The 20,674-nt window shown below is 50.6% G+C and carries 21 protein-coding genes; 19 read left to right on the top strand and 2 right to left on the bottom strand.

The window, feature by feature from the left end; translation table 11 throughout:
• Positions 1 to 50 precede the first annotated feature (50 nt).
• Entirely contained in the window at positions 51 to 305 is a 255-nt protein-coding gene (locus tag ACFQ2I_RS22640) for an AbrB/MazE/SpoVT family DNA-binding domain-containing protein (RefSeq protein ID WP_377568399.1), read from the bottom strand.
• A gap of 272 nt (positions 306 to 577) precedes the next feature.
• On the opposite strand from ACFQ2I_RS22640, the gene ACFQ2I_RS22635 reads away from it, so the two are divergent.
• From ACFQ2I_RS22635 to hmpA, 19 genes are all read left to right on the top strand, one after another.
• Complete coding sequence (locus tag ACFQ2I_RS22635; RefSeq protein WP_377568396.1) at positions 578 to 1,876, top strand: HD domain-containing protein; 1,299 nt, start codon at positions 578 to 580, stop codon at positions 1,874 to 1,876.
• Between the two features lie 28 nt (positions 1,877 to 1,904).
• A complete protein-coding gene (locus ACFQ2I_RS22630; protein ID WP_377568393.1) occupies positions 1,905 to 2,678 on the top strand; it encodes a TatD family hydrolase in 774 nt (257 codons plus the stop codon).
• Between the two features lie 537 nt (positions 2,679 to 3,215).
• Positions 3,216 to 4,277 (top strand): ubiquitin-like domain-containing protein, encoded by a 1,062-nt coding sequence (locus tag ACFQ2I_RS22625; protein WP_377568389.1) that lies wholly within the window; start codon positions 3,216 to 3,218, stop codon positions 4,275 to 4,277.
• A 150-nt stretch (positions 4,278 to 4,427) separates the two neighbouring features.
• Positions 4,428 to 4,970 (top strand): ribonuclease M5, encoded by a 543-nt coding sequence (rnmV, locus tag ACFQ2I_RS22620; RefSeq protein WP_377568386.1) that lies wholly within the window; start codon positions 4,428 to 4,430, stop codon positions 4,968 to 4,970.
• A 9-nt stretch (positions 4,971 to 4,979) separates the two neighbouring features.
• Positions 4,980 to 5,870 (top strand): 16S rRNA (adenine(1518)-N(6)/adenine(1519)-N(6))-dimethyltransferase RsmA, encoded by an 891-nt coding sequence (rsmA, locus tag ACFQ2I_RS22615; protein ID WP_377568384.1) that lies wholly within the window; start codon positions 4,980 to 4,982, stop codon positions 5,868 to 5,870.
• A gap of 57 nt (positions 5,871 to 5,927) precedes the next feature.
• Positions 5,928 to 6,788 carry a sporulation peptidase YabG gene (yabG, locus tag ACFQ2I_RS22610; RefSeq protein WP_377568381.1) on the top strand — a complete coding sequence of 287 codons (861 nt, stop codon included), beginning with the start codon at positions 5,928 to 5,930 and terminating at the stop codon, positions 6,786 to 6,788.
• Positions 6,789 to 6,914: 126 nt separating this feature from the next.
• Positions 6,915 to 7,187 (top strand): biofilm formation stimulator Veg, encoded by a 273-nt coding sequence (veg, locus tag ACFQ2I_RS22605; RefSeq protein ID WP_116050072.1) that lies wholly within the window; start codon positions 6,915 to 6,917, stop codon positions 7,185 to 7,187.
• A gap of 185 nt (positions 7,188 to 7,372) precedes the next feature.
• Positions 7,373 to 7,558: a small, acid-soluble spore protein, alpha/beta type gene (locus tag ACFQ2I_RS22600; protein WP_377568378.1), complete on the top strand. Its 186-nt coding sequence runs from the start codon at positions 7,373 to 7,375 to the stop codon at positions 7,556 to 7,558.
• Positions 7,559 to 7,679: 121 nt separating this feature from the next.
• Positions 7,680 to 8,534 (top strand): 4-(cytidine 5'-diphospho)-2-C-methyl-D-erythritol kinase, encoded by an 855-nt coding sequence (gene ispE, locus ACFQ2I_RS22595; protein ID WP_377568375.1) that lies wholly within the window; start codon positions 7,680 to 7,682, stop codon positions 8,532 to 8,534.
• Positions 8,535 to 8,607: 73 nt separating this feature from the next.
• A complete protein-coding gene (purR, locus tag ACFQ2I_RS22590; protein WP_377568372.1) occupies positions 8,608 to 9,435 on the top strand; it encodes a pur operon repressor in 828 nt (275 codons plus the stop codon).
• A 22-nt stretch (positions 9,436 to 9,457) separates the two neighbouring features.
• Positions 9,458 to 9,856: a RidA family protein gene (locus tag ACFQ2I_RS22585; protein ID WP_377568370.1), complete on the top strand. Its 399-nt coding sequence runs from the start codon at positions 9,458 to 9,460 to the stop codon at positions 9,854 to 9,856.
• A gap of 129 nt (positions 9,857 to 9,985) precedes the next feature.
• Positions 9,986 to 10,267 (top strand): septation regulator SpoVG, encoded by a 282-nt coding sequence (spoVG, locus tag ACFQ2I_RS22580; RefSeq protein WP_262678586.1) that lies wholly within the window; start codon positions 9,986 to 9,988, stop codon positions 10,265 to 10,267.
• Between the two features lie 123 nt (positions 10,268 to 10,390).
• The gene (gene glmU / locus ACFQ2I_RS22575) at positions 10,391 to 11,785 is read left to right on the top strand and encodes a bifunctional UDP-N-acetylglucosamine diphosphorylase/glucosamine-1-phosphate N-acetyltransferase GlmU (protein ID WP_377568366.1); all 1,395 of its coding nucleotides are present in this window, start codon (positions 10,391 to 10,393) and stop codon (positions 11,783 to 11,785) included.
• Positions 11,786 to 11,869: 84 nt separating this feature from the next.
• Positions 11,870 to 12,523 carry a 50S ribosomal protein L25 gene (locus ACFQ2I_RS22570; protein WP_377568363.1) on the top strand — a complete coding sequence of 218 codons (654 nt, stop codon included), beginning with the start codon at positions 11,870 to 11,872 and terminating at the stop codon, positions 12,521 to 12,523.
• Between the two features lie 98 nt (positions 12,524 to 12,621).
• Positions 12,622 to 13,182, top strand: a complete 561-nt coding sequence (gene pth, locus ACFQ2I_RS22565; RefSeq protein WP_377568428.1) for an aminoacyl-tRNA hydrolase — start codon at positions 12,622 to 12,624, stop codon at positions 13,180 to 13,182.
• 63 nt (positions 13,183 to 13,245) lie between these two features.
• A complete protein-coding gene (locus tag ACFQ2I_RS22560) occupies positions 13,246 to 13,476 on the top strand; it encodes an anti-sigma-F factor Fin (protein WP_377568361.1) in 231 nt (76 codons plus the stop codon).
• Between the two features lie 156 nt (positions 13,477 to 13,632).
• Positions 13,633 to 17,169, top strand: coding sequence for a transcription-repair coupling factor (gene mfd / locus ACFQ2I_RS22555; RefSeq protein WP_377568359.1), 3,537 nt, complete (start codon positions 13,633 to 13,635; stop codon positions 17,167 to 17,169).
• Between the two features lie 70 nt (positions 17,170 to 17,239).
• A complete protein-coding gene (locus ACFQ2I_RS22550) occupies positions 17,240 to 18,373 on the top strand; it encodes a peptidylprolyl isomerase (RefSeq protein ID WP_377568357.1) in 1,134 nt (377 codons plus the stop codon).
• A gap of 398 nt (positions 18,374 to 18,771) precedes the next feature.
• A complete protein-coding gene (gene hmpA, locus ACFQ2I_RS22545; RefSeq protein ID WP_377568355.1) occupies positions 18,772 to 20,028 on the top strand; it encodes an NO-inducible flavohemoprotein in 1,257 nt (418 codons plus the stop codon).
• 13 nt (positions 20,029 to 20,041) lie between these two features.
• Here the strand turns inward: hmpA and ACFQ2I_RS22540 are convergent, their stop codons facing one another.
• Positions 20,042 to 20,590 (bottom strand): Crp/Fnr family transcriptional regulator, encoded by a 549-nt coding sequence (locus tag ACFQ2I_RS22540; RefSeq protein WP_377568352.1) that lies wholly within the window; start codon positions 20,588 to 20,590, stop codon positions 20,042 to 20,044.
• Between the last annotated feature and the right edge of the window lie 84 nt (positions 20,591 to 20,674).

The raw sequence follows: 20,674 nt of genomic DNA, 5'->3' as shown, positions 1-20,674 counted from the left end.
TAAAAAGGTTAGAATTAACAAGTAGATAATTTAATTATAACTGATTTTTATTAATTTGTCACAGGTGAAGGCATTTCTGATAAACAAATATGGCAAACAATTTTACCTTTAAAGTAAGATACGTTCTCAGCATTGCCGCAGAAGATACATGCCGGCTCATATTTCTTCAGCATGATGCGTTCTCCGTCCACATAAATCTCCAACGCATCCTTCTCGCCAATGCCAAGCGTGCGCCGCAATTCGATAGGAATAACAACGCGGCCTAGTTCGTCAACCTTACGTACAATACCTGTTGATTTCATCATAATCTATCCGCCCTCTCGATAAAGTTAATTCGTCATAATTCGACAAACTTTGTGAGTTCTATAATTACTATAATACCAACTCTTCCCAAAACAGTCAACCTCCAAAGATGCGCGAGATCCCCATATGTACAGGAGGTTTTGGCAGTTCGTTGGAATAATAGCTCTGTAATAGAATACAACAGCTTCGACAATTTGGAAACAATAATACGACACTTTTCGACACATAAACTATCGCTTTGTGTCGAAAATATGAACATAAAGGAGATAAGGATATGTGTGGACCGTTAACGGAAGAGAAGGTATTCAAGGATCCCGTACATAAGTATATTTATGTACAAGACCGAACGATATGGGATTTAATTAATACGATGGAATTCCAGAGGCTGCGTAGAATCAGGCAGCTCGGAACAACTTACTTGACCTTTCATGGCGCCGAGCACAGTCGCTTCTCCCACTCACTTGGTGTATATGAAATTACCCGCAAAATTATCTCCCAGTTCGAGCGAAATGGTTATCCGGACTGGCCGCAGGAGGAGCGGTTGCTGTCGCTATGCGCTGCGCTTCTGCATGATGTGGGCCATGGTCCGTTCTCGCATTCCATGGAAGAAGTATTCCATACTCACCATGAGCAATGGACATGCCGTATTCTGCAGGGGGATACTGAGATTAATGCCGTATTGCGCCAAGTATCGCCAGACTTCCCTGACAAGGTAGCGGCGGTTATTAAGAAGAAATACCCGAAGCCGATCGTAGTTAGCTTGATCTCAAGTCAGATGGATGCCGATCGAATGGATTATTTGCTTCGCGATGCATATTTCACCGGCGTCAATTATGGTACATTCGATCTGGAGCGCATTCTTCGCGTATTGCGTCCTTTCAAGGGGCAAATTGTCGTGAAGGAGAGCGGCATGCATGCTGTGGAGCATTATTTAATGTCACGTTATCAGATGTATTGGCAGATTTACTTTCACCCGGTGACAAGAAGCTCGGAGATTATATTGCGCCAAGTATTCCGCAGGGCGAAGGAATTATATGAAAGTGGCTATTCCTTCTATTATATGCCTCTCCCGCTTAAGAGTTTGCTGGAGCAAAAAATGACTTTGCAGCATTACATGAAGCTGGACGAGTCGTTATTGCAGACAGCATTCCAGGAATGGTCTAATGAAGGAGACGAATTGCTAGGTGATCTGTGCAGAAGGTTTCTTCATCGGAGGTTGTATAAGTATATCACGATGGACAATCCTGATGAGGAGTTGCTTGGCGAAGTATCGAGAGCTTTTCAATCGATAGGCTTGCATCCTGACTACCATATGGAGATTGATTATCCGTTCGACTTGCCTTACGATGTTTATCGACCGGACTTGAAGATTGGCGAAAAGAGAGAAAAAGCTCCTATTTTGCTGTTGGATCACAAGGAGAGCGTCAGTGAGATTTCCTTGAAATCCGACATTGTTCGTTCCATTACCGGACTCCACCAAGGGCAGTATCATTTGTATTATCCCGAAGAGCCGTTGATCAGCAATAAAAATATTTTATCGAAAAAAATGAAAGAGCTATTTCATTTGAATTAATCTGCAATAAAAAAGGAGTGCTGACACCATGAGTGTATTGTTCGATACTCATACTCACCTGGATTCAAAGAAATTCGAAGGAGACCGCGACGGAGTCATACAGCGGGCACAGGAAGCGGGAGTTGGATTGTGCGTCAACATTGGATTCGACCGTGAAACGATTCCAACGACAATTGCGCTTGCGGAAGCTTATGATTTTATTTATGCGGCTGTAGGCTGGCATCCTGTAGACAGCATCCATATGAAGCCTGAAGATCTGGAGTGGATTGAAGAGCTGTGCAGTCATGAAAAAGTCGTGGCGATCGGCGAGATTGGGCTTGATTATCATTGGGATACGTCACCGAAAGAAGTGCAGCACCGTGTATTCCGCGAACAAATTGCGCTTGCCCGCAAGGTGGACAAGCCCATCGTCATTCATAACCGCGACGCCCATGAAGATGTCGTGAGAATACTCCGGGAAGAAAATGCAGACGAAGTAGGCGGAGTGATGCATTGCTTCTCCGGAAGCTGGGAGACGGCCAAGAAATGTTTGGATATGGGCTTTTATATTTCATTCGGCGGACCCGTTACGTTCAAAAATGCAAGGGTACCAAAAGAGGTGCTGGAAAAGGTTCCATTAGACCGTTTGCTCATCGAAACAGATTGCCCTTATTTGTCTCCACACCCATTTAGAGGGAAGAGAAATGAGCCGTCATATGTTACCTATGTTGCCCAATCAGCTGCTGAACTTAAAGGCATTTCTCTTGAGGAATTGGCCATAATTACGATGGAAAACGGTAAAAAATGTTTCCGAATAGAGTGAAAACCGTTAAAAAGAAGAGAAATAGAGACATTTCGCACATAAAAACTGATTTTTAACCGAGAAATCAATTCTTTTTTCTTCTTTTACCCCATTTTTTCATGAAAATCGAATTTTTTAGCTTCTTTACAACTCGGCTCTGATGAATGTATGATTCAAATCAGAGCTTTTCATTTTGTATTGGATTTCCAGTGTCAAGCAACTCTCATACCTCTCCAATCTCCTCTCGCACATCCCGAGCTGCAAGCTTCAGGCGCCTACCCCCATTTTGCTTCAGTCGACGACTTCTTCAGCATATTGAATAAACTGTAAATTGTCGTCATAGGGATAATGAGGGAGGTGGGAGGACAATTCTTGATCTGGAAAGCGTGCTTGCACGTGAATATGATATAGTCGCGTCAGTTGTAACATGCGTAACACTTGGCGGCGGGGCTATGAAGGAGGACCGATGAAGTGGGCGCTATCCAATTAGAGGACACCCATGGGAAACGATCATCCAGCATGACTTTCGCAATGCGATGGAAGCATGGAAACCTGCGTTTGATTATTTTGAGTGCCGCAATTTCAATCGCTATGACTTTCATGTTTATGGTGTTGTTGTACGGAACGGCTGTTAAGAGCGTATCCGTTGTAGTGAATGGACAAGAAACCGTTGTGGAGACGAAGCAATGGGTTCTGCAACGCCTACTGGATGAACAAGCTATAACAATTGGACCTCATGACGAGGTGTCAGTCCCACTTGATTCACCGATTAAGGACGGCGATCGTATCGAGGTAACTCATGCGATACCTGTTATTGTTAAAGCAGATGGCAAGACAACGACCGTATATACAACAGGCAGAACGGTACAGGCAGCGATTCAAGAAACTGATATATCCATAAGGGAACAGGATAAAATATATCCGTCGCCGGATCAGCAGATTGTTGCAGATGAGACAGTCACCATTGTACGTGTCGATACGAAAGTGAAGGAGAAGGAGAAAGCTGTTCCGTTCACCGTAGTAACGAAGGAAGATGCTACGCTGGAGAAGGGCCAGGAGAAGATTGTTCAGACCGGCCAGGAAGGCGTCGTTATCGAGCAGTACCAAGAGAAGTATGAGGACGGCGTGCTCGTCGCAAGCAATATGATCAGTGAAATTATGCAGACCAAGGTTGTCGATCAAGTGGTTGCGATTGGTACGAAGAAGCCGGAGCCGAGGGTGACGGTCCTGAGCAACAATAGTCCGGCTATCGCGACGGTAACGAAGGACAGCATAACGTTCAATGCGAAGAAGGTCTTGAAGAATGTGACGCTTACCGCCTATTCAGCCGGTGTTCAATCTACCGGGAAGGATGAGGATCATCCGGAGTACGGCATTACTGCATCCGGCACACGCGTGAAGGAAGGCAGAACGATTGCGGTCGATACCAGTATCATTCCAATGGGGTGGTGGGTGTATATCGAGGGCATCGGCTTCCGTCGCGCAGAGGACAAGGGAAGTGCAATTAAGGGCAATAAAATTGATGTATACTTTGACAGCCATGGCTATGCGATGAAGTTTGGCCGCAAGAAGGGCTACACCGTATATGTCATCGGACCTAAGAAGCCCGTGGCTAGCTGAAAGCCATCATAATTATCTTTTCTAAGCTCGTATGCAAACAAATGAATGAATGATGCCATGATAAGAAGAGGCCGCGCCTCTTCTTTTTGCATGTTCTGTCCGCATTGGAGATAATGGATATGACTCTGACGCAGTAAGGAGGGATCAAGCATGATAAAAGAAGTGATTGTCGTAGAGGGAAAGGACGACACAGCTGCCATTAAGCGGGCGGTTGAAGCGGATACGATTGAAACGAACGGCTCTGCGATCGGAGAGGCAGTATTGCGAAGAATTGAGCTGGCCAATAAGCGCAGGGGAATTATCATATTCACCGATCCCGATCATGCCGGGGAACGAATACGAAAAATAGTCGCTCGTCACGCTCCGGGCTGCAAGCACGCGTTCTTGCCGCAGGAGCAAGCTTATAATAAAGGCGATATCGGAATAGAGAACGCCAGCCCTGACGCGATTAGAAAAGCGCTGGCGGAGCTGCGAACGGAAACAGATGATGTAGCCGGAGAGGTAACGTGGGACGATCTGATGCAGGCAGGGCTTATCGTGCATCCCGACGCTGCGAGAAGGCGACTGGAGGCCGGCAAGCGGCTCGGTATCGGTTATGCCAACGGCAAACAGTTTTATAAGCGATGTACAAGCTTCCGCATTACGAAGCAAGAATTTCTAGATGCGCTAACAGGATTGGATGAAGGGGGTTAAAGCACAAGCATGTATGACATAGTGGCAACGCCTAAACGTACGAAAGAGATTATTACAAGACACGGCTTCTCGTTCAAGAAAAGTCTGGGACAAAATTTCCTGATAGACGGCAACATCTTAACCGCCATAGTGGCAGCAGCGGAGCTGGACAAGACGAAGGGTGTGCTTGAGATCGGTCCCGGTATCGGAGCGCTGACGCAGCGTCTGACCACTGAAGCGGGCAAGGTGACAGCTGTTGAGCTGGATCAGCGGCTTATTCCAATTCTGCAAGAGGTGCTGGAAGGGGAAGAGCATGTGCGGGTGGTGCACGGGGATGTACTGAAGCTGGATTTGAAGGAGCTGTTCGAGCAGCAGTTCTCCGATGTGTCGGGAGTCAGTGTCGTAGCGAATCTGCCTTATTATGTGACGACGCCAATTCTGATGAAGCTGCTGGAGGAACGCCTGCCTCTGGAGCATATCGTCGTAATGATTCAGAAGGAGGTCGCCCAGCGGATGGCTGCGAAGCCGGGCGGGAAGGATTACGGCAGCTTGAGCGTGGCGGTGCAATATTATTGCGAGACGAGTATTGTATGCCATGTGCCGCATACTGTCTTCATTCCGCAGCCCAATGTGGATTCCGCTGTTATCAAGCTAAGCTTGCGCAGCAAGCCGGCCGTAGACGTACAGGATGAGCGTATGTTCTTCCGGATTGTACAAGCTTCGTTCGCACAGAGAAGGAAGACGCTCGCTAATAATCTGACCGTAGTTGTTGGCAAGGATCGCAGAGAAGCGCTTAACGAGTTGCTGCATCGTCTGGACATCGAGCCTTCCAGACGAGGTGAAACGCTCTCCTTGGAGGAATTCGGCCGTCTTACAGAAGGGCTGCAGAACACGGGATGGCTCTCTTCGCCACTATCGTAGAAATCCATCACCATTCTATCCGCCCGCCCATAGGATAGACGGAGAGGTGATTAACGTATGAGGCAAGGGGACTTGGTCGTCCGCAATTCTTATGGTGGCGATGTGTTGTTCCGAGTGGAGGCGTTACGATCAGAGTATGCAATATTGAAAGGGACTGATTATCGGCTGCTGGCGGATTCGCCTCTCGATGATTTGTCTATCGTAGATAATCCCGAATCGACGCCTGTCGTGCAGAAGGTACGCATCAAGGTCAATGAATCGTGGCAGAGGATGCAATTGGAAAGACGGAAGCAGGTATCTCATTCCGAACAATCCAGTAGGCCATCGGCACTTCAAGAAACATACTTCGAGGTTCCGGGCAAAGTGCTTCATCTTGACGGAGACGGCAACTATTTGAAGAAGAGTATGCAATTATACAACACCATGAGTGTACCGGCATATGGCTTGCATCTTCACGAGTCTCAAATGGCCAATATGCTGTTCCGGCTGCTACCGCAAGTCAGACCGGATATTGTTGTGATTACGGGTCATGACGGCGTTCTAAAGCTGCGATCACCGGACACGAGGTTTAGCTTGGCGAGTTATAAAAATTCCCAGAACTTTGTCAACGCCGTCCGGGTAGCAAGAGAATATGAAAAAAGCCGCGACGGCCTTATCGTTGTTGCCGGCGCCTGCCAATCGCACTTCGAAGCGCTGCTGGATGCCGGATCTAACTTCGCGAGCTCGCCCGGTCGCATTTTGATTCATGCTCTGGACCCGGTTTATGTCGCGATTAAAGCCAGCTATACGCCGATTCGCGATACGATTAATTTGCCGGAGGTCATCCATGGGACAATCAGCGGCATTGATGGGGTAGGCGGCATTGAGACTTTGGGCCGCTTCCGCGTAGGTCTCCCCAAACGGAAAGTAACATCATAACTTTTTTATAAAATGGCGAAAATGACCGTTGACAAGTTAAATGATAGACTGATATAATATTTTGTTTTATTTGACACCACCCCTTTTTTTGGTTATAATGGACAAGGAAAGAGGTGGTAGTGGACAATGGCTAAAAATGCGCTATTGGATATAAAACGCAGCTTAGAAGCTCATGTTGGTTCCAAAATCCGTCTTCGGGCAAACGGTGGTCGCCGAAAGACTATTGAACGCACCGGCACGTTGGAAGAAATCTACCCTTCTGTCTTCATTGTGAAGTTGGATGAAGAGCAGCATGCGTTCAAGCGTGTATCCTACAGCTATGCGGATATTTTGACGGAGTCAGTGGAAGTGACCGTTTGTAATGACGAAGGTCAAGTCCGAATCGCTTTTCAGCAATAGATGTGACAAGCAGAACGAATGCCTCGAGATGGGGCGCTGCGCAGATCTCTTAAGGGATCTGCGTTTTTTTCTATCTTCGTGAAGTGCATGATTGCCTTTGCGGCAATGCATACTACTATGGAGTGACGGTTGTTGTACTGCAGCGGGTAGTCCCAAGTGGGAAAAATGGAATGGAGGGTGTACGTATGGGCCGCAGAAGGCGTGGAATGATGTCGGAAGGGCTGAAGGTTGAGCTTGCGAAAGATTTGGGGTTTTACGATACGATTCAGGAAGAAGGATGGGGAGGCATTAAAGCCAAGGACGCAGGCAACATGGTGAAGCGGGCAATTCAGCTTGCGGAGCAAGCAGCAGCGAAAGAACAACCTCACTAATACAGGTCGTATGAAAGCTAAATGATGGGCGTCTGTCAAGCGATGCCATTGTTTAGCTTTTATTGTGTTCGTTTGATATAATGAGGCTTAAGCTTACGAACGAACGGGTGAATAGAGAAACATGAAAATTTATGAGAAAGCTCCTGCTAAAATTAATCTGCTGCTGGATGTGCTTCGCAAAAGGGAAGACGGGTATCATGAGGTAGAGATGATCATGACGATGGTGGATTTGGCCGATCGTCTGGAAATGTCGGAGCTGCCGCGCGATACGATCATTATATCGAGCCAAGTAGGTTATATCCCGCTTGATGAGAAAAACCTGGCATTCCAGGCTGCTAGACTGATTAAAGAGCGATATGAGGTGCAGCAAGGGGTCTATATCCACCTGGACAAGAAAATCCCGGTAGCTGCCGGTCTGGCAGGGGGAAGCAGCGATGCCGCGGCAACGCTGAGAGGGTTGAATCGGCTGTGGAGGCTGAACATCCCGGAGGAGGAGTTGTGCGCGCTCGGTGCAGAGCTGGGCTCTGATGTACCGTTCTGCGTAACGGGGGGAACGGCATTGGCAAGCGGTCGCGGAGAGAAGCTGGAGCCGATTAATTGCCCGCCGCAATGCTGGGTCGTATTGGCCAAGCCGCCGATCAACGTATCGACAGCCGATGTATACGGACGGCTGAGAGCGAATGAACTGAAGACGCATCCTTCAATCGCAGGTATGAGGAAGGCTCTTGCAAGAGGTTCATTCCATGAGATGTGCGGCAATCTCGGCAATGTGCTGGAGACCGTTACGTTAGAGCTGTATCCTGAAGTGCGTCAACTCAAAGAAAGTATGATTCGTCTCGGCGCCGATGGCGTGTTGATGTCGGGCAGCGGCCCAACCGTATTCGGGCTTGTCTCCAAGGAAGCGAAGCTGGCTCGCATCTATAACGGTCTTAGAGGCTTCTGCAAAGAAGTATATGTGGTAAGAATGCTTACATAGGTTTCTTGCTTAAATCCGTATAAAAGTGTTATATTGACTTTATAATATTCGGATTTTATTGGGGGAGATCGATGTGAAGAAGTTGAAGCGAAGCGCTAGGCTAGTGGAAATGACACAGTATCTATTGACTCGTCCCCATACGTTAATTTCGCTTACAGCATTCGCTGATCGATACGGGTCCGCCAAGTCTTCCATTAGCGAGGATCTGGCTATTATTAAGGAAGTGTTCGAAGAGGAAGGCATTGGCGAACTGCATACGCTTGCTGGAGCTGCTGGCGGAGTGAAGTTCAAGCCTGTTATGCCGAAGCATACGGCGCTTGCGATCATGCATGATATATGCGCCAGGCTAGAGCAGCCTGATCGCGTCCTCCCGGGCGGCTACCTGTATATGACGGACATGCTCGGCCAGCCCGATCTGCTGGCGGATGTGGGCAAGCTGTTCGCCACGGCGTTCCGCGATCGTCAGATTGATGTCATTATGACGGTGGAGACGAAGGGGATACCGCTTGCTTACGCGACAGCCGCTTGCCTGAATATCCCTGTGGTCATCGTGCGCCGAGACAATAAGGTGACAGAAGGCTCCGCAGTAAGCATCAATTACGTATCGGGGTCCACGAAGCGGATTCAGACGATGTCGCTCGCAAGGCGCGCGCTTAAGGAAAGGTCGAACGTGCTAATTATCGATGATTTTATGAAAGCCGGCGGAACGATTCAAGGAATGATTGACTTGTTGTACGAGTTCAATGCGACGGTTGCAGGCGTAGGCGTATTCGTCGAGTCCGGAGACGTCGAGCGGGAAGAACGCTTGCTTGAAGATTATATATCGCTGGCCAAGCTTACGGCGGTCGATATGAAGACGAAGCAGATGAACATTGTGCCAGGCAACTATTTCAATTCATAATCCAAGAAGGGAAGCGATTGTCATGACGAACAAGCAGCAACTGACCGTAATCTCTACCGATAAAGCGCCGGGCGCGATCGGACCTTATTCTCAAGCGTTGAAGCTGGGGGGGCTGGTATTTACTTCAGGGCAAATCCCGCTGGATGCTTCAGGACAATTAGTCGAAGGGGGAATAGTGGAGCAGACGCACCAAGTATTCCGCAATCTGGATGCTGTGCTCGCTGAGGCGGGAGCTTCCTTGCGTCAAGTCGTCAAGGCAACCGTTTTCTTGAAAGATATGAATCAATTTGCAAGCATGAACGAGATTTACGCCTCTTATTTTGGCGACCATAAGCCGGCTCGTTCCGCCGTTGAAGTGGCTAGACTGCCCAAGGACGTACTTGTCGAAATCGAGGTCATTGCATCGACTGATGTCGAATGACACCGAAAAAAATTCAATCTTAAAAAAAATTTTAAATATAGCATCAAATTACCAAAATTTTAGCAGGATTTTGAATTAAAACGTGGAAGTATACACCAAGTCTCTGATAGGCAAAGGTGGTGAACACAAGTGCAAATTACTGATGTCAGACTCCGCCGTGTTAATTCGGAGGGACGTATGAAGGCGATTGCTTCCATTACCATTGACAATGAATTCGTCGTTCATGACATTCGCGTCATCGACGGCAACAACGGTATGTTCGTAGCGATGCCAAGCAAGCGTACCCCGGATGGTGAATTCCGCGATATCGCTCATCCGATCTCTTCCGCTACTCGGGAGAAGATTCAATCCGCAGTGCTTGCGGAATATGAGCGGGCAGCCGATGAGGTTGCCATTGAAGAAGGCGCTTAAATTGGTTTGGACTAAGTACGATTGATTGTGTTCCGTGGAGAAGAGAGCCGAGCGCTCTCTTTTCTTTTTTTACAATATAAGCTATAGTCATTGATGAGTTTGGTTGGAAGAGGAGGCTGTACGATGAAGCGAATGGCAATTATACTGGCAGCTGGCAAAGGCAAACGAATGAAGTCCAAATTATATAAAGTATTGCATCCCGTATGCGGCAAACCGATGGTGGGACATGTGATGGATACGATACGCGCGGTAGCGTGCGATCGATCGGTCGTCGTCGTCGGACACGGTGCGGAGAAGGTTCAGGCTTATCTTGGAGACGAAGTGCACTATGCGCTGCAAGCTGAGCAATTGGGCACCGGACACGCCACGCGCCAAGCGGAAGCGGCACTGGACGGGGAAGAGGGAACGGCGATCGTTATATGCGGCGATACGCCGCTTGTGAAGGCATCCACTATCGAGGGGATGCTGAAGCTGCATGAATCCAGCGGTGCGGCTGCGACGGTCTTGACAGCGCAGTTCGATGACCCGGCCGGCTACGGACGGGTCATTCGGGGTGAGGACGGAACCGTCAAGCGCATTGTGGAACAGAAGGACTGCAGTGCAGAAGAGCTGAAGGTACAGGAGATCAATACCGGCACGTATTGCTTCGATAACCGCAAGCTGTTCGCAGCGCTTGGCCAAGTGACGAACGATAACGCGCAAGGTGAATACTACTTGACTGACGTTATCGGTCTGATGCGGGAGGCGGGAGATATCGTACAGGCATACTGTACGGATGATCACGCCGAAGCGATAGGCGTCAACGACCGGGTAGCGCTGGCAGAAGCGGAGCGGCTCATGCGGGAACGCATTAATCGTAGCCATCTGCTTGGCGGGGTGACACTGGTCGATCCCGCGTCCACTTATATCGAGGCGGGCGTACAGATTGGCGCGGATTCGGTCCTGTATCCCGGAACGGTGCTGCGAGGCTCTACTGTGATCGGGGAAGATTGTGTGATCGGCCCCGGTGCAGATATACAGGACTCCAAGCTGGGCGACGGTGTGGCGGTGAAGCACTCCGTATTGGAAGGTGCGGAAGTCGGCACAGACAGTGCTATCGGCCCCTACGCTTACTTGCGTCCCGGCGCTGTCATTGGTCGCGGCTGCAAGGTAGGCGACTTCGTAGAAGTGAAGAATGCCACGATTGGCGACGGCTCCAAGGTATCCCATCTGAGCTACATTGGCGACGCCAAGATCGGCAAGGATGTGAATGTGGGCTGCGGCGCGATCACGGTTAATTACGATGGCTTCAACAAAGCAGTCACAGAAGTGGGAGACGGCGCATTCATCGGCAGCAACGTCAATCTGGTAGCTCCTATAACAATCGGCGATAGCGCTTATGTTGTAGCGGGATCTACGGTGACGCATGATGTGCCGTCCGGCGATCTGGCAATTGCAAGAGAACGTCAGGTGAACAAGCCGGGATATGCGGATAAGATCAGGGCACGGGCCAAGGCGAAGAAGGAACGTTCCGAATGAATGCTGTAAGCATAACGCCGATTAAAGATGGAGCATAATGGGTAAAGTGATATGGAAGGCTAATCTTAAGGAGGGTGCTTCCATATGACGATTGTTATGAAAGCTGAAAGCCGAATCGGAAAGAAGCAGAGCCAATTGCGTCAGTTAAGGCGAGAGGGGAAAATACCGGGAGTTGTATATGGCAAAGGATTGGACGGTGCGGTCAACATAAGTGTCGAAGAGAAGGAGATGAACGCGCTGATGCGATCCAATCCCAATGCGGTGCTTCAGCTTGATGTTCCCGAATCAGGCCAGCATGCGGTTATGGTTGCAGAATTGCAGCGACATACGCTAAGCGGCATGCCGCTTCACGTTGACTTCCATCGCATTAATATGAACGAAGAAGTGCGGGCGAATGTGCCGATTTATGCCGAAGGCGAGTCCAATGGAATTAGAGAAGGCGGTATATTGCAGATTATTCTTCACGAGCTGGAGGTGCAATGTTTGCCAGCGGCGATTCCGGAAAGCATCCATGCCGATATGTCGCAGCTAGAGCTGGGTGATAGTTTGCTAGTGAAGGATTTGCGGCTTCCCGCAGGCGTAGAGGTCAGATCTGAGCCTGATAGCGTCGTCTTGACCATATTGACACCTCAGAAGGAATTGAGCGAAGAGGAGAAAGTAGCCCAGGATGCAGAGCTGGCGGAAGCAGAGGAGAGATCCACCGAAGCGAACCATGAGGAGATCGCAACCAGCACATAGAAGCAGATCAGGAGCTGTCCTTCGGGACGGCTCTTTTTGTGCCTTCGCTTTTGCCGCAGATTGTGCTACATTTGTTCCTAAAGGAGTGGAGTGGTATGATGAAGTGGATCGTGGGGCTTGGCAATCCGGGCCCTGCGTACGAGCAGACCAGGCATAATGTAGGCTTCATGGTTATAGACGAGCTGGCGAAGCGCTGGGATATTAAGCTGACGCAGAGCAAGTGCAAGGCGTTAATCGGCGAAGGACGCATACAAGGACAGAAGGTGGCGCTTATCAAGCCGATGACGTATATGAACTTGTCCGGCGAGTCGGTTCGCGCATTCATGGATTACTATAAAACAGAATTAAAGGACGGCCTGGTCGTATACGATGATCTGGATACGGAGATGGGCAAGCTGAGGCTACGCTATCAAGGAAGCGCTGGAGGACATAACGGCATAAAATCGCTTATTCAGCATCTGGGTACACAATCCTTCCACCGGATTCGTATGGGCATATCCCGTCCGGAGCCGGGGATGGTCATCTCCGATTATGTGCTATCGAAGTTCGCCAAGGCGGAGCGGGACAAGCTGGAGACGATGATCGGAGCGGCATGCGATGCGGCGGAATACAGCCTTCAAGCTCCGTTCCAGGAGACGATGGCCAAGTTCAACGGGTAATTCGTTACATTCGGCATAATATGGGCATACTGAAGGGTATAACTATTCTTCAGGAGGCATACTATGGCTATAAACTACATTTGCAAGCATTGTCGGTCGTTCATTGGTCGTATTGAAGGATCGAACGTGACGGAGCAGCAGTTGGGCTTCCAATTCTTGACCCCCGAAGAGCGGGGCGATATAATAGCGTATGACTCAAGTGGAGACGTAACGGTGAGAATCGCATGTGATTATTGCAATGAGGCGATTAACAGTAATCCGGACTTGATGCTGGTGGACAGTCCGCTGCAATAACCGCATCACATATACAGCGAGCAGGCACAATCGCGTTTCCCTCGACGAAAGTTGTCTGCAAGAGCCTCGGTACGATGCGCCGAGGCTCCTTTTCGACATTGTACAAGACAGTGGGGTATAGTATTGTTTTGAAATAGGAAAGAGGTGCTTCTAACATTGAAAGCGCTAATTGAAGCTTTCGCAGCGGATTCGGATGTCCAATCGGTCATATCCGGCATTCGCAAAGGAATGCGTGAGCAGATGGTATCCGGCCTTGCCGGCTCCTCCCGCCAAGTGTTCATCGCGGCGTTGAAGGAAGCGGTGGACCAGCAGCCGGTACTTGTCGTAACGCATAATATGTTCTCCGCGCAGAAGATTGCGGAAGACCTGCAAGATTGTCTATCACCCGATGAAGTACTGCTCTATCCTGCGAACGAGCTGATGGCTGCGGAAGCGGCGATCTCAAGTCCCGAGACGCTGGCGCAGCGAATGGATGTGCTGATCAAGCTGTCCAAAGGCTATCGCGGGATTGTTGTCGTGCCTTTCTCCGGCATTCGCCGCTACCTGCCGATTGACAGCGTCATGGCGGAAGCGCAGCTGTCAATTCGGGCAGGAGACGAGTTGCCGCTGGAGAGCTTCCTGCATGCGATGAATGAGCTGGGCTACGCCAGAACGGATCGCGTGGAAGGCAAAGGCGAAATGAGTGTCAGGGGCGGCATTATCGATTTCTACCCGCTAACCTCGTCCCATGCCTATCGCGTGGAATGGTTCGGCGACGAGATCGATTCCATCCGTACGTTCGATCCAGCAGACCAGCGCTCTGCTGAGCGTATGGAGTCCTATGTCATTCCGCCATGTCAGGAAATATTGGCGGATGCCGCCCGAATGTCGTCTGCTGCCGATCAGGCGGGTCATCTGCTGGAAGCGCAGCTGGAGAAGATGAGCGATCGTACAGCGAAGGAACGGCTGCGCAGCGAGATCGGCGGCGAGCTGGAGAAGCTGAGGGAGCACATGTACTTCCCGGAAATCTATAAATATATATCGCTGCTCTATCCGGAACGGCAGACGATAATGGATTATATGGCGAAGGATACACTGCTAATATTGGATGAGCCTACCCGTCTAATAGAGACGGCCAAGCAACTGGAGCGGGATGAAGCGGAATGGTCCATCCATCTGTTGCAGAACGGCAAGTCGTTGCCCGGCTTGCAATTAGCGAGAGAGTCGGAGGATATTCTCTACCACCGCCCTTATCCGACGCTGTTCTTATCCCTGTTCCTCCGCCAGATTCCGCATACGCAGCCGCAGAATATTATCAATATGACAGCGCGTACGATGCAGAACTTCCACGGCCAGATGAACGTGCTGAAGTCGGAGATGGAGCGGTGGCACAAGATCGGCTCCAAGGTCATGATGCTGGCGGGCAACAAGGAGCGGATGGATCGGATCAGACGCGTGCTGGACGATTATCAGATCGAAGTGCCGATGCTGCTGGAAGGTAATCTGCAGCAAGGCTTCGAGCTGCCGTCTTCCCATCTTGTCGTCATTACGGAAGGCGAGATGTTCACGCAGAAGCAGCGCAAGGCGCGCCGCGTGGACAAGAAGATGGAGAATGCGGAACGGATCAAGAGCTACACGGAATTGAAGGTCGGCGATTATGTCGTGCATCAGAATCACGGCATCGGCAAATATATCGGCATCGGAACGTTGGAGATTGGCGGGATTCATCGCGATTACTTGCACATTATCTATTCCGGCGGCGATAAGCTGTCGGTCCCGATCGATCAAGTCGATATGATTCAGAAGTATGTCGGCTCCGAGGACAAGGAGCCAAAGATCAACAAGCTGGGCGGCACGGAGTGGACGAAGGCCAAGAGCAAGGCCAGGGCGTCTGTACAGGATATCGCAGATGATCTGATCAAGCTGTACGCCCAGCGCCAATCCACGCCAGGTTACGCATTCAGCAAAGATACAACGTATCAGCAGGAATTCGAAGCCATGTTCCCGTATGACGAGACGCCGGACCAGCTTCGCGCCATCGGGGAAATTAAAGTGGATATGGAGAAAGAGCAGCCTATGGATCGCCTGCTGTGCGGCGACGTAGGCTACGGCAAGACGGAGGTGGCGATAAGGGCTGCTTTCAAGGCGGCGATGGATGGCAAGCAAGTAGCGGTATTGGTGCCGACTACAATTCTTGCTCAGCAGCATTATGAGACGTTCCGGGAGCGATTCTCCGGCTATCCTATTAATGTGCAGGTGCTGAGCCGCTTTCGCTCGCGCAAGGAGCAGAATGAGACGATTAAGGGACTGAAGAACGGTACAGTCGATGTCGTCATCGGAACGCACAGGCTGTTATCCCAGGATATAATCTTCCAATCACTAGGATTATTGATCGTGGATGAGGAGCAGCGCTTCGGCGTATCGCACAAGGAGAAGCTGAAGAAGCTGAAGACTAATGTCGATGTGCTGACGCTGACGGCGACGCCGATTCCGCGTACACTGCATATGTCGATGCTGGGTGTACGCGACTTGTCCGTTATCGAGACGCCGCCGGAGAACCGCTTCCCGGTGCAGACTTATGTGGTGGAATACAGTCCTGCGCTTGTACGAGAGTCCATAGAGCGGGAGCTGGCGCGCGGCGGCCAAGTATACTATCTCTATAACCGTGTACAAGGAATCTATCAGGTGGCGGAAGAGATTAGCGCCCTTGTGCCGGATGCGAAGGTGACGGTAGGCCATGGCCGGATGTCGGAGCAGGAGCTGGAGAAGACGATACTGGACTTCCTCGACGGGGAATCCGATGTGCTGGTCAGTACGAGCATCATTGAGACAGGCGTCGATATTCCCAATGTCAATACACTTATCGTGCACGATGCCGACAAGATGGGGCTCTCCCAGTTGTACCAGCTGCGTGGGCGTGTCGGACGCTCCAATCGGATTGCATATGCGTACTTCACCTATCAGCGCGACAAGGTGCTGACGGAGGTGGCAGAGAAGCGGATGCAATCGATCAAGGAGTTCACAGAGCTAGGCTCGGGCTTCAAGATTGCGATGAGGGATCTGTCCATCCGAGGTGCGGGCAATCTGCTGGGAGCGGAGCAGCATGGCTTCATCGCATCAGTCGGCTTCGATATGTATTCGCAGATGCTGGCGGAGGAGATTGCCAAGCGGAAGGCGGAGATGAGCGGCGCCGAGCCTGAAGAAGTGAAGCAGGTCACGACCTCCATCGATATTAGTGTAGACGCCTATCTGCCGTCAGATTATATCTACGATAGCATTCAGAAGATCGAAATCTACAAGAAGGCGGCTTCCGTGCAATCGTTCGAGGAGTCCGACGAATTGATCGACGAAGTGATCGATCGGTTCGGCGACTTGCCGCAGCCGGTAAGCAACTTGATGACGGTGGCCAGACTGCGGGTGTATGGCTCGTTGCTTGGCATAGAGGTGGTTCAGCAGCAAGGCGACGACTTGCAGTTCAGATTCCTCGCGGGGGCGGGACCTAAGAATAAAGCAGACCGCAAGAAGGTGGACCAGCTCTGTCTGAAGCTGGAGAACCGGTTCAAGCAAAGCCCGGATCAGGACAAGACCTATTCCTTGCTGCTCAGGGGCAAAGGACTTAACATGGAGCAGAAGCTGCACCTATCGGAACGGTTCCTGGAAGGGTACAAAGAGGCGTTCATGATTAACAAGGAGCTGCAGAACGCCACCTCCTAGCGAAGATTCGCAATCGGTATCTCACATCTGCTACAATACAGGTAAGTTTCAATAGCGAAAGGGGATCAACATGTTGCAAAGGACAAAGAGATCGGCATGGCGCAGAAGCGCGCTGCTGCTCGTTGCGGCGTTGCTGGCCATGACGGTAATGGCGGGATGCGGCAATAGCAAGAAGGAGGAGCCTTCCTTGACATTCAGCGGTGTGAGCGAAGGAGAAGTGGTGGCCACATATAAGGACGGGAAAGTAACGAAGCCTGAATTCGATAAGTATATGGCCATATTCGGAATGTCGCAACAGGGGTATGAACAGATTCTGGCTCTGCCTCAGTTCCAGCAGATGATTCTGGAACAGTATGTCTCTTACAAGGTGCTGGCAAGCAAGGCGTCTGAAGACTCGCTGAAAGAAGCGCGCGAAGAAGCGGACAAGCAGTTGGAGCAGTACAAAGAATATAAAAAGTCGGACGAGACACTCGCAGCGAAGGCGAAGGAAAAAGGCATCTCGGATAATGATATGGCGACATTCCTGATGATTACATCTGCGGCTATCGTTCATATCAATTCTCAAGTAACGGAAGAAGATGAGAAGGCAAGCTTCGAGGAGATGAAAGCCGACTTCGCGGTATCCACAGTCCGCCACATTCTGGTACAGACAATGGAGCAGGACCCTCAGACAGGCGAAGTGAAGGAAGTACGTACATCCGAGGAAGCGCTGGAACGGGCGAATGAAGTGAAAGCGAAGCTAGATGCAGGCGGAGATTGGGACGCTCTGGCTAAGGAATATTCCGACGATCCGGGATCCAAGGATAAAGGCGGCTTGTATGAGAAGCAGCCGGGGGGCAACTGGGTCGAGGCATTCAAGCTGGCTGCTTACGAGCAGGAGATCGGTGTCATCGGCGAGCCTGTAGAGACGGAATACGGCTATCATGTTATGAAAGTGGAAGAGCGCGAAGTGAAGGATTTCGACCAGTTGACGGATACTGACAAGGAGCAAGTGAAAGCCGCCGCGGCATACAAGTACATGGAGAAGTTCATGAACGAGGAGATGCCGAAGCAAGAGCTGGAGATTACGCTTCCTGAGCCGGAGCAGACTGAAGAAGAAGGCGCCGGTAATGAAGCTGGAGCGGAAGAAGAGAGCAAGGATGACGCTGCCGATTCCGGCGCCGGCAACACAGAAGCGGGAACGGAAGAGAAAGCGGCTGAATAAGACCAAAAAGAGGCTGTCTGGGCATTTGCCCGGGTGGTCTTTTTTTATGATACAGCGATATCAAATACGAGTTGAATACCCGAAGCTACGTGCGAGCCTGCAGTGTATGCAGCCAACACTAAAGTGGCGAAATCCCGAGCGAGCGTGTCTGCAGTGTCCTTCATCGGAGCGTCGTAAAGGAGCATACCAGCAGGAAGAGAGTAGTTAGGCGTTTTTCTTATGATACAGCGATATCAAATACGAGTTGAATTCCCGAAGCTATTTTGATGAGCAGTAAAATCTCAACTAAAATTGTCACACAACCGTTCCGATTGCTGTGACTGGAATCACAAGGGTTGCTCCACGCTATTGGCTATACTGGAGGCAAGAAGAATCAAAGCGTAAAGGAGCTTGATACTATGCCACTCAGTCCGCAAACCATTGCGACCATCAAATCCACGGTCCCTGTGCTGAAGGTGCGAGGAACGGAAATTACGAAATGCTTCTACAATCGCATGTTCGCCAGACATCCAGAACTGCTTAATATATTCAATCATTCCCACCAGAAGCAGGGAAGGCAGCAAGGTGCGCTCGCGAATGCCGTATATGCCGCCGCGGCGAACATAGACAACTTGGAGACCATTCTGCCCGCCGTCATGCAGATCGCCCATAAGCACAGAAGTCTCGGGGTGAAGCCGGAGCACTATCCTATTGTCGGTCGCCATCTTCTCGAAGCGATTCAGGAGGTGTTGGGTGATGCCGCTTCCGATGAAGTGCTGCAAGCGTGGGGCGAGGCTTACGGAGTCATTGCTGATGCTTTCATCGGTGTGGAGAACGCGTTGTACGAAGAGGTGGCGTCGGGGCAAGGCGGCTGGGAAGGGTTCCGTCCGTTCATCGTGGAGCGCAAGGTGATGGAAAGCGATGTGATCGCCTCCTTCTATCTGGTGCCGCAAGATGGAGGAGAGCTTGCCGCATTCCGGCCAGGACAGTATATTAGCGTAAAGATGGATATTCCCGGTCTGGAGCATACGCATATTCGTCAATATAGCCTATCGACGGCGCCCGGTAAGCCGTATTACCGCATATCCGTAAAACGTGAAGAGGAAAGCGAGCACAGACCAGCAGGCATCGTGTCGGGTTACCTGCATGAGAAGGTGAGAGAGGGCGATATCGTTCATCTGTCCGCGCCTGCCGGTGAATTCGTGCTGGAGCCTGCCGCCGCAGAGCGCAAGGATCCCGTCGTACTTATTAGCGGCGGCGTGGGGCAGACTCCACTGATCAGCATGCTGCACACGCTCGCAGCAGAACAGCCGCAGCGCCCAGTGATCTATATTCACGCGGCGCAGAACGGAGAAGTGCACGCATTGCGCGATGAAGTGCTTGAGCTTGCTTCACGGCACGAGCCGTTATCCTGTTACTTCTGTTATGAGCGTCCGACGGATCAGGATAGATCGGCAGGCTTGTATAATAAGGAAGGATATATAGAGTTGGCATGGCTGAAGGACATTCTGCCCGCCTCTACTGCTTCAAGCTATTATTTCTGCGGTCCTGTGCCATTCATGGAAGTCGTTTACGAGCATTTGAAGGAGCTTGGAGTGGAGGATGCGGCCATTCATTATGAGTTTTTCGGTCCCTCCGGAACGTTGAGCCGTCCGACAGCCGCTAGCCGGGGATAATGTCTGTCAGACTTTACTTGGAGGCATCGGCTCCATGTCCATTCACGATGGAGCCGTCTTTGATGCCGGCACGAAGCAGACGATTGACCGTCTCCCGACGCAAGCCAATGAACTGGGCAATTTCATCTTGCGTGAGGATGTCTGTGATGTGCGCGTCTCCGACCCCGGCAATATTATTTAACCAGGATTGAAGCTTGCTTAGCTTATCGGCGGGAGCCACCTGCGTCAGTTGGTCGATCCGCTGCTGCATAGTGCGTAGCCTGCTCTGGAGCAACTCGGCAACTTCCAGACATTTTTCATTATTACGGGAGAGCTCGGCGTACCAATCCTCCGAAGGGATGACGTCGAGCTCTGTTGTTGTTAGAGCGATGGCCGTTCCGTGATAAGGTTGCTGCGTCACCAGCGAATGGTGGGGAATGATCTCTCCGGGTGTAATGAGATTGACAAGGTATGGCGTTCCGTCCTCATGAATGCGCATGATTTTCAGCATGCCGCTCTTCATTCGATATAGCGGTCCCGTCTCGCCTTGGCGGAATAGGGTCTCTTTGGGATGAAGTCTCAAATGCTTCCTCTCCTTTCTTTCCTTCCGATTATCTTCTGATTATAGTGAAAGCAATCGCTGTAGTCGAATCAATTGACTGATATT

It is taken from the genome of Paenibacillus chungangensis, from assembly GCF_042675905.1.
Lineage (GTDB): Bacteria > Bacillota > Bacilli > Paenibacillales > Paenibacillaceae > Pristimantibacillus > Pristimantibacillus chungangensis.
The sequence above is the reverse complement of the archived record's forward strand: the minus strand, read 5'-3'. Positions and strand labels throughout refer to the sequence as shown.